Source organism: Pseudoalteromonas sp. SD03 (assembly GCF_040937955.1).
Classification (GTDB): Bacteria; Pseudomonadota; Gammaproteobacteria; order Enterobacterales; family Alteromonadaceae; genus Pseudoalteromonas; species Pseudoalteromonas tetraodonis.
This window is the reverse complement of the sequence record NZ_CP162514.1, coordinates 107,660-123,873: the sequence shown is the minus strand read 5'-3', so window position 1 is coordinate 123,873 and position 16,214 is coordinate 107,660. Positions and strand designations below refer to the sequence as shown.

At 40.9% G+C, this 16,214-nt stretch carries 12 protein-coding genes; 9 read left to right on the top strand and 3 right to left on the bottom strand.

All coding sequences use genetic code 11. The features are described 5' to 3' along the window. Nucleotides 1–7: 7 nt before the first annotated feature. Complete coding sequence (locus tag ABZP26_RS00600) at nt 8–2,830, bottom strand: tetratricopeptide repeat protein (RefSeq protein ID WP_368485219.1); 2,823 nt, start codon at nt 2,828–2,830, stop codon at nt 8–10. A 170-nt stretch (nt 2,831–3,000) separates the two neighbouring features. Here ABZP26_RS00600 and ABZP26_RS00595 point away from each other — a divergent pair, with 170 nt between their 5' ends. Beyond that, nucleotides 3,001–3,582, top strand: coding sequence for a DNA-J related domain-containing protein (locus tag ABZP26_RS00595; RefSeq protein ID WP_024601995.1), 582 nt, complete (start codon nt 3,001–3,003; stop codon nt 3,580–3,582). 9 nt (nt 3,583–3,591) lie between these two features. Here the strand turns inward: ABZP26_RS00595 and dbpA are convergent, their stop codons facing one another. Then, nucleotides 3,592–4,980, bottom strand: a complete 1,389-nt coding sequence (dbpA, locus tag ABZP26_RS00590; protein WP_024601994.1) for an ATP-dependent RNA helicase DbpA — start codon at nt 4,978–4,980, stop codon at nt 3,592–3,594. A gap of 194 nt (nt 4,981–5,174) precedes the next feature. Between dbpA and ABZP26_RS00585 the strand changes: the two genes are divergently transcribed. The 3 genes from ABZP26_RS00585 to ABZP26_RS00575 all read left to right on the top strand — a co-directional run bounded on the left by ABZP26_RS00585 (nt 5,175) and on the right by ABZP26_RS00575 (nt 9,839). Then, nucleotides 5,175–7,250, top strand: coding sequence for a TonB-dependent siderophore receptor (locus ABZP26_RS00585; protein WP_368485218.1), 2,076 nt, complete (start codon nt 5,175–5,177; stop codon nt 7,248–7,250). A gap of 157 nt (nt 7,251–7,407) precedes the next feature. After that, nucleotides 7,408–8,811: a M20/M25/M40 family metallo-hydrolase gene (locus ABZP26_RS00580; RefSeq protein ID WP_368485217.1), complete on the top strand. Its 1,404-nt coding sequence runs from the start codon at nt 7,408–7,410 to the stop codon at nt 8,809–8,811. Nucleotides 8,812–8,897: 86 nt separating this feature from the next. After that, on the top strand, nt 8,898–9,839 hold the full coding sequence (locus ABZP26_RS00575) for a tetratricopeptide repeat protein (protein WP_024601991.1): 942 nt from the start codon (nt 8,898–8,900) through the stop codon (nt 9,837–9,839). A 15-nt stretch (nt 9,840–9,854) separates the two neighbouring features. Here ABZP26_RS00575 and ABZP26_RS00570 read toward each other — a convergent pair whose 3' ends face one another. Next, entirely contained in the window at nt 9,855–10,775 is a 921-nt protein-coding gene (locus ABZP26_RS00570; RefSeq protein WP_013463742.1) for a DUF808 domain-containing protein, read from the bottom strand. 122 nt (nt 10,776–10,897) lie between these two features. Between ABZP26_RS00570 and ABZP26_RS00565 the strand changes: the two genes are divergently transcribed. From ABZP26_RS00565 to ABZP26_RS00545, 5 genes are all read left to right on the top strand, one after another. After that, a complete protein-coding gene (locus ABZP26_RS00565) occupies nt 10,898–11,176 on the top strand; it encodes an MliC family protein (RefSeq protein WP_368485216.1) in 279 nt (92 codons plus the stop codon). Between the two features lie 67 nt (nt 11,177–11,243). Further along, a complete protein-coding gene (locus tag ABZP26_RS00560; RefSeq protein WP_368485215.1) occupies nt 11,244–13,274 on the top strand; it encodes a methyl-accepting chemotaxis protein in 2,031 nt (676 codons plus the stop codon). A gap of 71 nt (nt 13,275–13,345) precedes the next feature. After that, nucleotides 13,346–14,812 (top strand): 4-hydroxy-3-polyprenylbenzoate decarboxylase, encoded by a 1,467-nt coding sequence (ubiD, locus tag ABZP26_RS00555; RefSeq protein WP_033103673.1) that lies wholly within the window; start codon nt 13,346–13,348, stop codon nt 14,810–14,812. Nucleotides 14,813–14,898: 86 nt separating this feature from the next. After that, nucleotides 14,899–15,612 carry an NAD(P)H-flavin reductase gene (gene fre, locus ABZP26_RS00550; protein WP_013463738.1) on the top strand — a complete coding sequence of 238 codons (714 nt, stop codon included), beginning with the start codon at nt 14,899–14,901 and terminating at the stop codon, nt 15,610–15,612. A 171-nt stretch (nt 15,613–15,783) separates the two neighbouring features. Further along, nucleotides 15,784–16,197 (top strand): CBS domain-containing protein, encoded by a 414-nt coding sequence (locus ABZP26_RS00545; protein WP_013463737.1) that lies wholly within the window; start codon nt 15,784–15,786, stop codon nt 16,195–16,197. The last annotated feature ends 17 nt before the right edge of the window (nt 16,198–16,214 follow it).

Sequence of the window (16,214 nt, the reverse complement as noted above, 5' to 3'; positions counted from 1 at the left end):
AATCAGCTTATCCGTATTGCTTAAGCAGTACCAGCAAGTCATTTACTAATGTTGTTAACTTTTGAGTGTTAATTTGTGACTGAAGTAATTCATCATCTAGTGCTTTTGCCACTAATGCTATTTCTTTAAACTCAAACATTTGTGCCGCACCTAAAACTCGGTGGCTATCTTTTTGCAGCGATTTATAATCTCCAACTTTAAAATGCTGTTCAATTAGCTCACTTTCTGTAATCAGGCTTTGTTTAAAACTCGCTACTAAATCACTCATATCTACATGGATACTTTCTGTCGATGAATCCTCATTTGCTGAGCTTAAGTATTTAGCTAAAACAGTGTAAAAAAATTCTTTGTCTATTGGTTTTGCTAAATAATCGCTAAAACCAAGTGATAAGTAGTGGTCAATCTCGTGGCTCATGGCATTGGCCGTTAACGCTAAAATAGGCTGCTCATAGCCACATTGTTTGAGTAGTTCAAACGCAGAAATACCATCCATAACGGGCATTTGAATATCTAAAAGCACCAAATCCGGATACAGTTTTAAACTTTGCTCTACGGCTTGCTCACCATTTTCAACGGCAATCACTTCAAGTCCTAGGGAGTGTAAATAACGACTGATCAGTTTGCGGTTATCACTGTGATCCTCAGCAAGCACCACCTTACCGGATAACAACCTATGCCCTGCAGCCGATTTAGCCTGCATATCATCGTGGCAAACTTGCTCTTCAACTTGTATACAAGGCAAATAGAACGAAAACTCACTGCCCTTTTTAAACTCACTCTGCACGCTAATATAGCCACCCATCATAGCTGCTAACTGCTGCGACAAACTCAAGCCCAAACCAGTACCGCCAAAACGTCGGCTAATGCTGTTATCTGCTTGGCTAAAGCATTCAAAAATAAGCTTAAGCTGTGAGGAGCTCATGCCAATTCCGGTATCTTGAATACAAAAGATCAGCCCTTGATCCGTTTTGCTAACAGCAATTGTTACGTGCCCCTTATGAGTAAACTTAATGGCATTGGCGCATAAATTAATAAGTATTTGTTTTACTCGAGTTAAATCTAGCCGCGTAAAATAGGTATCACCTAACTGACTCTCTAATATCAGTGACAAGCCTTTCGCTTTAGTTTGTGGAGAAAACATAGCATGAACATCGTTGATCAATCGCACCATATCAAAACAGCTAATGTTAAGTTCTAGCCTGTTTGCTTCGATTTTACTTAAATCAAGCACATCATTAATCAGGCTTCTTAAATGCTCACTTTGTCGTTGTATTACCCTAAGCTCATCTTGTAATTGCTCAGCCTTGTACTGACCACTAATAAGATCGTCAGTTTGCGCCAAAATAGCGGTTAATGGCGTTCTAATTTCATGGCTTATATTCGCTAAAAACTGGCTTTTAACCTCGTTAGCTTCACGCAGTTCTTGCGCCACACTTTGCAGCTCTTTGGTGCGCTGTTCAACTTGCTCACTCAGCTTTAACTTCGCTTGTTTTTCTGTTCGGCGTTTATAAACAGCAATTACTGTAATTAAAATCAATATGGCAACAATCACCAATAAGAACGTCAGCTGTGAACGTTTAGCTATTTGTAATTCTTGTAAGTATTGTTGCTGTTTTAATTGTTTAATTTCTTGGTTTAGCTGATTTGATTCAAACTGAATTTGAAATTGACTGACCGCTTTTGAGGCTTCTTCGGTATTAACACTGCGCTGATAATCAACATACTGTTGATGCAAACTTAACGCTTTTTCATAATCCCCTAAGCTAGCATGGATCAGCGCTTCAACCCCCAAACCGTCTTTTATGCGCATGCCATTATTATACTCTTTGGCAAGCGTAATTGAACGCTCTGAGGTTTCTTTGGCATTTTCTGTATTGCCTTGCACAAATTGAACAGTCGATAACACGTGTAAGGCAGCCGCTAGTAACGACTTATTATCAGCCTCAAGTGCAAACTGTTGCCCTGCATTAGCATGATATAACGCGACATCAAATTTATTTAATTTAAGATTAATTGTGGCTAAGTTGGTGTGCTTAGTCGAAAGCTGAAAGGCGTTATTAACACTTTGATAGTAGCGCAAAGCTAATTGGTTGTAATGCAACGCTAACTGGTACTGCCTCGATTCAGTGTACGCCACACCCATGTTACCGTATACCTGTGCAACCCCATCGTCATCACCAAGCTCTTGAAAAACTTTTAAAACCTCACGATACATCTCAAGCGCGGACTCATACCGAGAGAGACGAATATAAATACCGGCAATATTATGTAATATATCGGCTTTATCTTGTGCGCTCCCCTCTTTTTCATAAATGACTTTGGCTTGCTGATAATAATCGAGGGCTAGCTCCATGTTATACATATCAAAGTAAGCGAGCCCAATATTACTGAGTAAGTTAGCCTGTTTAATCGGGCTTTTAAGGGTAACGGCAATGTTTAACGCGCGATTATAATCAACGACCGCTTGTTGCACTAACCCTTGATAATAAAGCACCACGCCTTGCATTTTAATTGCACGAAAATAAAGTTTTGGCTGTTCTTTGAGGGTGCTATTCGCCTCTAGTGATTTAAAATACTTTAGTGCATTAGCTAAATCACTCTGTGTAAACGCCAGCTCCGCTAAGTCACTGTAAATGGTCACGCGTTGTAAATTTGGAAGGTCAGGGTTAGCTAATATGTCTGTTGCAAGGCGGTGCTTTTTAGTCCATGTTTGCTCAAGATCGAACTGCTCAAACAAACTTGTCTGCTCATTGGATAAAGCGTCGTTTGATGCACCACTCAGTACAACCAAAAGACCAATAAAGCAGATGCGCTTTAACCGAGTCAGCATAAAAATATCCTTTAATCCTTGCTAGCCATAATAAAATGACACCCAAACAATATGTAAACATCTAATTTAGACCAATATAAAACAGGCATTCACGCCCACTCCTTGGGGTTTAATATTACTTAGGTGTATGATAATTTGTTCAAGATACACCAATTAATAGATTGTAAACAATGCTTAACCCACTGATAGATGAGATTTTTGAACTATTAATCAATAATAAAGTGTGGATGGTTCATACTTTAGCATCGGAACTAAAAGAACGTGGGTTACTTGATACCTTAGCAGCTGATCCTGGGCGTGATTTATTTAAACGTAATTTTTTAATTATGAATGCACTTTATCAGTTACAGCAGCAAGTTATGCCAAAACAGCAGCTACTGATTAAAAGTTTACATATTGAGCTGGTAAGCGACCCTCGCCAAAACCAACTTCACCCAAACGATCCGCTGCGTGACTACTACTTAAACTGGCAAAACTTTGAAACATCAACAGCAGAAATTAACGCATTATTAGATAGCTTTTGGCAACGTTTCAGTAAGCCTAAACAACATGAAGCGCCTTTAAGTGCTCAGCAACATCAGCAATTAATCGCTCGCTGGCAATTAGTACAACCAATTACCTTAAAAACATTACAAAAGCGTTGGCGACAACTAGCCGTTCAGCATCATCCAGACAAACAAGGGGGTGATAATGAAGTGTTTAAACAATTAAAAATGGAATATGAGCAACTCAAGGCGAGCTGCTCATCTTAAAACGTAAAACTAGCGCGTCAGGCGACGAGCACGGATTTTACGCCCTTTAATATTGCCTTCGGTTAATTTACGTAACGCGGGTTTAGATGAGTTACGCTCTACCGCGACAAAAGCCACGTTATCAAGTACATTAATTTTACCCACTTGGCGCCCTGCTATACCATCTTTACCTGTTAATGCCCCTAAGATATCACCCGCGCGCACTTTTTGCTTTTTACCCGCATCTATCATCAATGTCACCATTTCTGGCTTGTAAGGAGGCTTATCTAATAGGTTATAAGATGGCATTGGCTCAGGGGTAAAATCACGCTCATAGTGGTCACCAATTTGCGCTACTTTAAATTGCTCAGCATCACCGTAAATAGAACACGCAATGCCTTTTTTGCCCGCTCGCCCGGTACGCCCTACACGGTGAACATGCGTTTGTGGATCATGCGCTAAGTGATAGTTAATTACCATGTCCATATCATCAATATCTAAGCCGCGTGCTGCTACATCGGTTGCCACTAAAATAGACGCACTCTTATTGGCAAAATGAATCAGTGTACGCTCACGGTCACGCTGCTCTAAATCGCCATGCAATGCAACGGCGCTGAAGCCTTCATCGGCTAAATCATCACATACTTGCTGTGTTTCTACCTTGGTATTACAAAACACCACACAACTTTGTGGGGTAAATTTAAGTAATAGTAATTTAAGGGTTGGATAACGTTGCTTATTATTATCCATTTTATAGAAGTATTGCTTGATAGTGCTTTTTTCTTGCTGCTCTTCTACTTTAATCATTTCAGGGTTGCTCAGAACACGCTTTGCAATGGCTTCGATTGATTTTGGAAAAGTCGCGCTAAATAACAATGTTTGACGATTTGTTGGAATACACTCAATTATGGCATCGAGGGTGTCTTGAAAACCCATATCAAGCATTTGGTCGGCTTCATCAAGTACCAGCGTTTCAACATCATCTAAGCGCAATGTACCTTTACGAATATGGTCGTCAACTCGCCCTGGTGTACCTACAATAATATGCGCACCATGTTCAAGTGAGCCAATTTGAGGACCAATTGATACCCCGCCACACAAAGTTAAAATTTTAATATTATGAATACCGCGTGCTAATTTGCGCATTTCAACAGCCACCTGCTCTGCAAGCTCACGGGTTGGGCACAGCACTAACGACTGGATACGAAAGCGTTTAACATTCAGCTTGGCTAAAACGCCCAGACTAAATGCCGCTGTTTTACCTGAGCCTGTTTTCGCTTGGGCAATAATATCTTTACCACTTAAAACAGGAGGCAGGCTTTGTGCCTGTACAGGAGTCATTTGGGTGTAGCCGAGTGTTGATAAATTATCAACTAACCCAGAAGGTAAGGCCAACGATGAAAAAGCAGTTGCAGTCACAGTAAATTCCATAGCAAAAAAATAACTTGAGAAAAGTCTCAATAAATATGCGGCTAATAATAGCAGATTTAACAATTAGCAACCATTAACAACGCACGATAAAAAGTGCAAATAAAGATATTGCAAATGATAGTTATTTTCATTAAGATCTGCGACGTTTTACTATTCTAATAACTCTAAGCCGGAAGCTACTAATGAAACTTAACCCACTTTTTATCGCACTTTTAGCCAGTACCTCTGCAAATGTATTTGCTAACACCGCAAATATAGAGCGCATTGAAGTAAAAGGCAGTTACTTCAACGACTACAAAGTAGATAATGCCAGTGGGGCAATGAGAACCTCAACCTCATTACTCGATACCGCACAATCAGTCACTGTTATTACAGATACAATTGTAAATGAGCAACTAGCAACCACCTTAGGTGAAGTACTAAGTAACGATGCGAGTTTAACGCCAGGATCTAAGCAACGTAATCGTGAAGTATTTAACTTACGGGGTTTTGAGTTAAGTTCATCAACCGGCTACCTGCGTGATGGCCACCAGCATTGGTCGCACTATCAACAACCCATTGAAATTTTAGAGCAAGTTGAAGTAATTAAAGGACCATCGAGTATTTTGTACGGCCAATCGGGCCCTGGCGGCTTAGTAAATATGGTGACCAAAAAGCCAACCGCACAAACGTTATTTAATGCCAGTGCCGATGTCGATCAACATGGCTCAACTCGCTTTATGCTTGATGCTGGCGGCGCATTGACTGAAGCTGAAGATTTACGTGCCCGTGGCGTATTAGTAAAACAAGATGTTGAATATTGGCGTGAGTATCAAAACGGTGATAACCGCGAACGCGATCGTTTTTTAGGTGCATTAGTGGTTGATTACGATATTAGCGATAATGCCTTAGTACGTGTTCACTATGACCGTACCGATGACGAAGCAGGTCTAGATACGGGTGCTTGGATCGATAATGATGCCAATATCATTGGTAACGATAAAACAATTCGTGACATGTCTTGGGCCTTTACCGACATCACCGTTGAAAACATGGGCATTGATTTTAAGATGTTTTTAACCGACAACTGGCACGTAAATTTAGGCTACAACGAGCAAACATTTGAACGCCAGCGTTTTGAGTCAGCACCACGTAAGCCAAGTGACTTTATCGAAGGCGATAGTTATCAGTCACGCCCTTACGATCGCTTTGATGATTGGCAGTTTAAAACTGCTTTTATCGACTTTATTGGCGAATTTGAAACCGTGGGTGTGCATCATCAATTACTTGTAGGCGTTAACTCACTGGATTATTACTATGGCCAATTACGCACATCTGCTGATACGATTAATTTTTCTGCCGGTCAAAATGAGCCTAATCGCCCAAATATAAGTTACAAATCAGATGATACTGTTAGCTCATCTGCCTACGACTACTACGGGATTTATATCCAAGATTTGATTTCGTTCTCGCCTAAATGGCAACTATCACTGGGTGGTCGTTACGATAAACAAAGTAAAGAAAACAGCAATAACGAATCGTTCGTACCTAAGGTCGGCGTACTTTACCATCCAAATGCATCAGCAACCGTATACGCAAGTTACTCGGAAGGATTTGAGCCGCAAAACGAAACATTAGAAAATGAAAATGATGTTAATAATGGCATGAAACTCGATGCCATTACTTCTGAGCAACGAGAAGTTGGGGTTAAATGGCAACTGTTTGATGATCGATTAATGCTCAGCGGCGCCCTATTTGATATTAGTAAAACAGGCACCTTAGTGAGCGAAAATCTGATTAATCCTATTGGTGATATAACCAGCATAACCACGCAAGCAGGTGAACAACGCCATAAAGGCTTTGAACTTTCTGCACAAGGTGCTGCTACCGATCGTTTATTTGTTATGGCATCAACCATGTATTTAGATGCTAACTATGAACGAGATGAAGAATTAGAAGGTAAGCGCCCAACCGATGCGCCAAAGTGGTCCGCCTCACTTTGGACCCGTTATGAACTCAACGACGCCATTGCTTTTAATGCCGGCGCTTTTTATGAAGGTGAACGTTTTGCCGATAATGCCAATACAGTAACAAAACAGGGATATACGCGTGTTGATGTTGGCGCAACCTACGCACTTAAGGTAAGTAATACAGATATTAACCTGCGTTTAAACATTGAAAACTTATTCGATAAAAACTACCTAGCCGGTGGTGGATTAAATAACGTGACGGTAGGTGAAGGCACAAACGTGCGTTTAGCAGCGCAATTTAGCTTTTAAATACAAACTTTAAAAAACCATAGCCCACCTCAATTTGAGGTGGGCTTTTTTTTGAACTGACTTTTGAACCCACTGAATAGCCTACTCATCTCATCTATTTTTTATCCTGTTTGTTACATGCTTTAATGGTGTTAATCATTACAAAGGCTCTCTGAATATGAAACAATTGCTCACAGCACTCCTATTTACCACCAGCATGACGGTAAGCGCCAACAACAGTGAATTCACTACAAAACAGCTACAACAAGTAGATGAGGTGCGCACCACCGCCCTTAAAAGTGATTTAAGCTATCAATTACTAGAATCACTCACCACTGAAATAGGCCCGCGCCTACCAGGCACCGAAAACGATAAGAAAGCCGTTGCTTGGGCAAAAGCAAAGTTTGATGAATTAGGCTTTGATAAAGTCTGGTTAGAAGAAGCAACCTTCCCTGAATGGCGTCGCTATAGCGAAAGCGGAAAAATACTCACTCCAAGCGAGCAACCTCTGCATTTAACAGCACTGGGTAACAGCATTAGTACACCCAAAGAGGGGATCAGTGCACCTGTCGTCTTATTCGAAACCCTTGACGAATTAAAAGCTGCACCGGCGAATAGCTTAAAAGGTAAAATTGCTTATATTAATTACCGTATGAACCGTGATATTGACGGCAATGGTTATGGCCCCGCGGTAAAAGCCCGTGCTACTGGAGCAATTGAAGCAGCTAAAAAAGGCGCCGTTGCCTATATGATGCGCTCAGTTAGCACTGGCCACCATCGCTTTGCACATACCGGCGGTAGCTATTATAAAGAAGGGGTAACTAAAATACCTAACGTGACTATTGCCAATCCTGATGCTGACCAAATAGCACGATTAGTCGCATTAAACAAAGACGTGTCGGTTAATATTAATGTACAAACCGAAAACCTAGGCGAGGGCACTGGTTATAACGTCATTGGCCAATTTAATGGTACTGAAAACCCTGAGCAATATGTACTTATTGGTGGGCACTTAGATTCGTGGGATTTAGGTACTGGCGCTCTAGATGATGGCGCTGGCGTTGCCTTAACCATGGCAGCAGCAAAGCATATTAGTGATGTAAAACGTCCTAAGCGCAGTATTCGCGTTGTGCTTTTTGCAGCTGAAGAACTCGGCCTTTGGGGCGCAAAAGCGTATTTTGCAAAGCATAAAAATGAGCTTAATAACATTGTGGCTGCTGCAGAGTCTGACTTTGGTGCTGATGTAGTTTATGGCTTTGAATCAAATGTAAACGCAGCTTCACTGCCAGTAGTGCGCGCGATTGCCAAAGAGCTTGCGCCATTAAATATTGAATACATTGGCCAAAATGAAGCTAAAGGCGGACCCGATCTCATCCCATTTAAAAATGCAGTTTCTGCACCTATTTTTGAACTGGCACAAGATGGTACTGACTACTTTGATTACCACCATACAGCGGATGACACCCTTGATAAAGTAACACCCGCTAAACTTCGTCAAAACACCGCTGCTTATGCTGTATTTGCGTTAATGGCCGCCGACGCTAAAACGACCATTGAACCAAAAGCACGCACTAAAGAGTAACTGACATAATTACTTACAGTTTGCTGCTTTAACTAATACGCTCATTGTTTTAACTTAAAGAGAATTAAAACAGGGAGCGTATTTTCATGCTGCTTTTCAATACCAGTGAGTCTTTTCCTCATTTTACACAAGTACAGTGCTGCCCTAATTGCAAAAGTAACAGCTATCACTTAGTTAACCAAAGCCGCTTTTTGCGCTTTACTATTCTTCCTATAGTTCCGATAAAGTTGAGCTATAAACGCGAGTGCTATCAATGTGGACATTGTGAGCCTACAAGCATTAAAAAGTTACCCCTGTTCGAAAAGCTAAGCCTACCCAAATACTGTATTGGGTTAGTTTTATTGCTGTGGGTATTGTTATTTTTTTACCAAAAACACCTTAATGCTGAGGCGCTAAAACAAAGTTATTTAACCAACCCCAAAGCCTACGACACCTATTTAGTAAAGGCCGATAAATTCACTCATGAACCGTGGACACTGACTAATTTAAAAGTCGCGCAAGTGCTGAGCTTTGATCAGCAATTTATAACGTTTCAGGTGAGTAATTACAGCTATAAGCGCAGCAGCGCTATAACCACAGCAATGCGTGCCAGTTTATTAGTGCAAAGAGATTACTTTTCGTCTAAAACCATCACCCTACCTCGTAATGAAATAAAACGCTTATACAAGGATGACATTATATTCGACGTGCTGCGCCCCTATGCAAATAGTTTATATGGGGGATTTGTGATGTTTCCGCCACAGCCAAAACCTTTATATAAAGGAGTAAAGCTCGATAAAAATAATCAACAAGGAATTATGTACCACAAAGATGGGCAATACGATGAAGCGCTAGAAAGCTTTACTCTTGCAGCGCAAACAGGTTCTCAATGGGGGCAACTAAATCTGGCGCAAATGTATCGCGACGGGCAAGGCACAGAGAAAAACGCCCCACAAGCTATTTATTGGTATAAAAAAGCCATTGCTCAAGGTAATAGCAAAGCTAAACACGAGCTTGAGCAATTATGTAAAAGTGCACAATGTGAATAATGTAAAGTAGCGCGATTACGCCGCGCTACTATGGGTTTTAAAGAGCTTAGTATAGGTTACATGCATAATAACAATAACCAAACCCGCAACCACACCAAGTAAGCCATCAAATACTAAAGGGGCTAGCATCTCACCTACCCCACCTAAAGTTGACTGGGCGTAATGTGTGATATCAATCTGCGTATGATGCAGTAACTCAACACCATGCACTAAAATTCCACCCCCCACTAAAAACATGGCGATTGTACCTGCAAAGGCTAAAAACTGCATAAGTCGGGGAGCTGCTGCAAGTAGGCCTTTACCCAGTAATTCTTTAAATTTATTCGCAGAGAGTTTTGATTGGTTAAGTAAATACAATCCTGCATCATCAAGTTTTACAATTCCAGCTACCAGTCCATAAACACCAATTGTCATGATGATGGCAATAACACTTAGCACCAGTGCTTGATTCATTAACGTAGCCCCAGCCACAGTCCCTAAGGTAATTACAATAATTTCAGCAGACAGAATAAAGTCAGTACGAATAGCACCTTTTACTTTTTGCCTTTCATATTCAACTAAATCTAACTTTTCATCATCATCTATCGTTTCCTCATGGTGAGGTAAAAAGCGAGCAAATACTTTTTCAGCGCCTTCAAAACATAAAAATAAACCACCCATCATCAAAAGTGGCGTAATTAGCCAAGGCAACCACACACTAATTAATAACGCAGCAGGGACTAATATCGCTTTATTTAAAAACGACCCTTTTGCCACCGCCCATACTACCGGCAGCTCTCTATCGGCAGTGACCCCTGTAACTTGCTGCGCATTGAGCGCCAAGTCATCTCCTAGTACGCCTGCCGTTTTTTTAGTCGCAACTTTACTCATAGTCGCAATATCATCAAGTAAGGTCGTTATATCATCAAGTAATGTTAAGAGGTTAGTACCAGCCATGATATTCCCTAGCTAAAAATAAGAGCTTAAACATAACGTAAAGCCTTATTTTCACCAACGGTTAATTTAGCTTTGCTAAGCTCTTAATTAACCAAGCGACTAAATAAGTAAAACACAACCTAATGAAACACTACGCCACTACTATTGCTTTAATAGCGCTGGTTGCATGCAATGAGCAACCCATTACAACAAACTACATGTGCGATAACACCGCTGCACAGCTAGATATTATTAGCAACAAACAGGCGACGCTCCGCTTTAATAAGCATGATTATTTATTAACTCATGAGGTGAGTGCCTCTGGTAGCAAATATATTAATACCAAGGTACTGTTTTGGAGTAAGGGCGAGCAAGCTATGCTAATAATTAACGGTAAAAAATATCAATGCACAAGCAATTAACCACTAACTAACAACATATTAAAAAACTTGCTACACTAACAAAAGTCTTAATACTGTTGATAAAGTTATGCATTCTATCGCTATAAAACATAAAATAATTTTAGCCTTTTCAGCTATTGGCCTGTTAATGCTCACCAGCTGCATATTTTTTTACTGGTCACTCCATCAAATCAGTACCACTAACTCGCGCATAGAAACGTTAGCGGTTCCGGTACAGCAAGCGAGTAAAGACCTGCGTTTATCGCTACTTTCAATTACTAAATTTAACGCCATTGCTTACAGCCAAACTAAACTTGATTTACTACTGCAAAATAAAAAGCAAGCACACGCAGAGCAAACACAGTTTTTTAATAAATTAGAGACGCTAAAAGCACAAGTTGCCAAGCAACAAAGTATGCACACATTACTTGTTACTATTCATAATGACTTCACTAAACTAAATACTATAAGCAACGACATGCTTGCAGCAAAAGAGCAACGCTTTAAGGCGCAAAGTACCGCCGCAGCACTGACAGTTACCTTTAATGAACAGCTTCGCGATCTGAGTAACCAATTACTTGATATAGAGCTTATAAACGTAGCGGGCAACCAGCAATCGCTTTTAAATGCAGTCTTTGGCACAGCGACTCGAATTGATGATTTATTATTTACTCTAAACAATAATGTCAAAGGCATTGGGCAAGTAACCACCTCTGAAGATATCAATGCCCACCAACAGGACACTTCTTTTTTACTCGATAATATTCAATCTAATCTTAGTTATTTAGAGCAACAAGCCTCTCCTATTGCAAATAAGCTCAACGCCAATGAGTTAATAGCGGCGTTTAACGATTTAAGCAGCCTATTAAATAATCCTGATGGGCTGTATGCATTGCAGAACACTGTACTCAATAGCAAAGACAAGGTTGATCAGCGGTTTGAAAGTTTTCAACATGCCTTTATCATTATAGAAAATCAGCTAATTGAGCTTAATAAACTTGCAGACACGCGCTTTGACTCCCTGCAAGAGAGCGCTAAGTCAGCAATCAATACCGGCTCTAGCTTAGTTATTATTATTGCTTTTGTTTTAATTGTTTTGCTGGTTATTATTTCAGTGTTTACTACTAACGCCATGCTAAAACCACTTAAAAAGGTGAATAAAGAACTCGCACGCATAGCCTCAGGTGACTTTTCACAGCGTAGTAATCCTCTAAGTAAAGACGAATTTGGTACCCTACTGCATAATACCAATAAGCTTTGTGATGATTTAACTCACCTAATAAAAGGGATCAGTAACGACGCCTACGAACTCGATAATTCAGCCATTCAAACCAGTGAAAAAGGGCAACAAATGACCATCGTTGCTAAGCAACAGCTGGAACGCAGCGCACAAGCAACCTCATTAGCGCAAAGTATGCTACAAAGCTCACAAGCCGTTTACGAACAAGCGCAGAGTACCTCAAATGAAATAACGAATGCCTCGCAGTTTGCAAATGATGTCAATGACATTGCAAACAACAATAGCCAAAGTATTGAATCTCTTTTAAGCCGCCTAGATAAAGCAGTTAGCAGCACCGAAGAGCTTGCACAATACACCAAACTGATTGGCGCTATTGTTGATACGATTAGCAGTATTGCAGAGCAAACCAATTTGCTAGCGCTTAATGCGGCCATTGAAGCAGCAAGAGCCGGTGAACATGGTCGAGGATTTGCCGTAGTGGCTGATGAAGTGCGTTCGCTTGCAGCACGAACACAAAGCTCCACTAGCGAAATAACCACCATGATCAACACACTACAACAACATACTCAGTCTACCCAAGCTGAAATAAATGATGGTCAACAACAAGCCAAACATTGTGTTGAAAACAGTACTGAACTAAATGCAGCCGTTGAGCGTATCAAAAGCACGTTAGTATCGGTCAATGCAATGAGCAAAGACATTGCCCATGCATCGCATGAACAACTTGCAAACAGCACTGATATCCAACAAATAATGGCTAAGGTAACCGATCATGCCACCTTAAATGCCGACAATGCGACGACCCTAGCAAGCGAAAGTGAAGATGTTAATCAACTTGCACACTCTTTAAAAGGTGCGGTAGAGCGCTTTAAGTTTTAAGTGCAAGTAATGACTTGGCTTGCATGAACTGGGTATAATACTTTTAACTTTTTGCTAAGTAACGGCCCACAATGAAATACAAAGATCTACGCGATTTTATCGATTTACTTGAAAAACGAGGCGAATTAAAACGCATCAGCCAAGAAATCGACCCGTATCTTGAGATGACCGAAATTGCCGATCGCACACTGCGTGCTAAAGGCCCCGCTTTATTATTTGAAAACCCGAAAGGGTATGACATGCCTGTTCTAGCTAACTTATTTGGTACACCTAAGCGTGTAGCAATGGGTATGGGCCAAGAAGATGTCAGTGAATTACGAGAAGTTGGTAAGTTATTGGCATTTTTAAAAGAGCCAGAACCACCGAAAGGCATTAAAGAAGCCCTTGGACAAATTCCGGTATTTAAGCAAGTCCTTAATATGCCAGCCAAAGAAGTAAAAAAAGCGCCCTGCCAACAAGTTATTTTACAAGGTAACGATGTTGATTTAACCAAGCTTCCTATTCAGCATTGCTGGCCTGGTGATGCTGCGCCTTTAATTACTTGGGGTTTAACCGTTACCAAAGGGCCTTATAAAAAGCGTCAAAATTTAGGGATTTACCGCCAGCAGTTACTTGGCAAAAATAAAATTATTATGCGTTGGTTATCTCATCGTGGTGGCGCGCTTGATTTTCAAGAGTGGTGCAAAGAACACCCTGGTGAGCCGTATCCGGTATCAGTGGCATTAGGGGCTGATCCTGCCACAATTTTAGGGGCGGTTACTCCGGTCCCCGATACATTAAGCGAATATGCTTTTGCCGGTTTATTGCGTGGCAGTAAAACGGAAGTGGTTAAGTCTATTTCGAATGATTTACAAGTACCGGCCAGCGCAGAAATCGTGCTTGAAGGGCATATTATGCCAGGTGAAATGGCACCTGAAGGCCCTTATGGCGACCATACGGGTTACTATAATGAAGTCGATGACTTTCCCGTTATGACAGTCACTCATATTACTCATCGTAAAGACCCTATTTATCACAGTACCTTTACGGGTCGTCCGCCTGATGAGCCAGCTATTTTAGGGGTGGCTCTAAACGAAGTATTCGTGCCAATTTTACAAAAACAGTTTCCAGAAATCGTTGATTTTTATTTACCGCCAGAAGGCTGCTCGTACCGTATGGCCGTGGTTACCATGAAAAAACAATACCCTGGGCACGCCAAGCGCGTAATGATGGGGGTTTGGTCATTCCTACGACAGTTTATGTACACTAAATTTGTTATTGTCTGCGATGATGACATTAACGCCCGAGATTGGAACGATGTAATATGGGCTATTACCACCCGTATGGATCCTGCACGCGACACCACGTTAATTGAAAACACGCCAATAGACTATTTAGACTTTGCATCGCCTGTCTCTGGCCTTGGTTCAAAAATGGGCATGGATGCAACCAACAAATGGCCTGGCGAAACAACCCGTGAGTGGGGCGAACCTATTGTTATGGATCAAGCCACTAAAGATCGCGTTGATGAACTTTGGGATAGCCTAGGTATTCTTTAACGACTTTGGTCTAGGCTATAAACTCACCCTGCGGATATGCTACTATTGCTCAAATAAAGTGCGTATCCGCTAATTTAAGGTAAAACATGCAAACATTACACGCTGACGTTGTTTCTATCAGTCCACTAACAGAATTTGTTCATAAAGTTATTTTAAAGCCGCAGCAACCCGTCACATTTGAAGCTGGCCAATATTTACAATTGGTTTTAGGTGAAAAAGATAAACGTGCGTTTTCAATTGCAAGCCGTCCTTCACAAACGGATGCTTTAGAATTACATATTGGTGCTTCAGTTGCTGACTCATATGCTATGCAATCGCTAGAGCACCTTCGTAGTGCCCACAATAATAATCAAACAGTGACTATTGAAGCGGGCTTAGGTGTTTCTCAACTACGTTTGCAGTGCGAGCGCCCCATTATTTTACTTGCTGGCGGCACAGGCTTCTCTTACGCAAAATCAATGGCCGATCACCTTGCTGAAATAAATTGTCAGCGCCCAGTGCTATTTTATTGGGGTGTTAAAGAAGAGTCTGCGCTGTATGCACACAGCGAAATGAAAGCTTGGGCAGATAGTCATAAGCACTTCGAATTTATTCCTGTGGTAGAAAATCCTACTGACAGCTGGACTGGCCATACTGGTTATGTGCATAAAGCGGTAATGGACGATATCATCTCGCTTGAACCTTACGATATTTACATGGCAGGTCGTTTTGACATGATAGGCATAGTGCGCGATGACTTTATTAGCCACGGTGCCATTCGCGAAAACATGTACGCGGATGCATTTGCTTTTATAAAATAACAGCAAATGCATCATTTTTAAGGCACCTTAGGGTGCCTTAATTGTTTTTATTGCCCGCCATTACCGCTGCGATGATTGTTATTACCTATTAAACTCATCAACATAAACAATTTCCTAAAATCCAATCTATAAACCATACTTTGTATAGAACATTCAGCGGGAGAAACCTAAATGCTAAATACAAAAGTAAAAGATTTTATGCAACACAAGTTGCCTCATATCACCCCTAATACAGAAATGACGACCGCCATTGCAGAACTACAAAAATTTAAATTGCTTGGTGCCCCAGTATTTGACGATAACAAGTTGCTAGTAGGTTTTATCTCTGAGCAAGAGCTACTTAAACCCCTAATGCAAAGCAGTTATTTTTGTGACGGTATGGTAAAAGTATCGCAGTTGATGCAAACAGAAGTTGTGACGGTCAGCGGTGATACCAATATCATGGAATTAGCAGAACAAATGCAACCCGGTAAGCCAAAGAATTATCCCGTGGTTGATGGTGACGTTGTAGTTGGCATGATCAGCCGTGCCGATATTTTAAAAGCACTTTATGATAATTACGTTAGCTGTCAAACTCACATATAAACAAAAATGCCACTGTA

Coding starts and splice junctions, on each gene's coding strand:
- ABZP26_RS00585 (WP_368485218.1), top strand. CDS start 5,175: ATGAAACTTAACCCACTTTTTATCGCACTTTTAGCCAGTACCTCTGCA.
- ABZP26_RS00580 (WP_368485217.1), top strand. CDS start 7,408: ATGAAACAATTGCTCACAGCACTCCTATTTACCACCAGCATGACGGTA.
- ABZP26_RS00565 (WP_368485216.1), top strand. CDS start 10,898: ATGAAACACTACGCCACTACTATTGCTTTAATAGCGCTGGTTGCATGC.
- ABZP26_RS00575 (WP_024601991.1), top strand. CDS start 8,898: ATGCTGCTTTTCAATACCAGTGAGTCTTTTCCTCATTTTACACAAGTA.
- ABZP26_RS00570 (WP_013463742.1), bottom strand. CDS start 10,775: ATGGCTGGTACTAACCTCTTAACATTACTTGATGATATAACGACCTTA.
- ABZP26_RS00600 (WP_368485219.1), bottom strand. CDS start 2,830: ATGCTGACTCGGTTAAAGCGCATCTGCTTTATTGGTCTTTTGGTTGTA.
- fre (WP_013463738.1), top strand. CDS start 14,899: ATGCAAACATTACACGCTGACGTTGTTTCTATCAGTCCACTAACAGAA.
- ABZP26_RS00595 (WP_024601995.1), top strand. CDS start 3,001: ATGCTTAACCCACTGATAGATGAGATTTTTGAACTATTAATCAATAAT.
- ABZP26_RS00545 (WP_013463737.1), top strand. CDS start 15,784: ATGCTAAATACAAAAGTAAAAGATTTTATGCAACACAAGTTGCCTCAT.
- ABZP26_RS00560 (WP_368485215.1), top strand. CDS start 11,244: ATGCATTCTATCGCTATAAAACATAAAATAATTTTAGCCTTTTCAGCT.
- ubiD (WP_033103673.1), top strand. CDS start 13,346: ATGAAATACAAAGATCTACGCGATTTTATCGATTTACTTGAAAAACGA.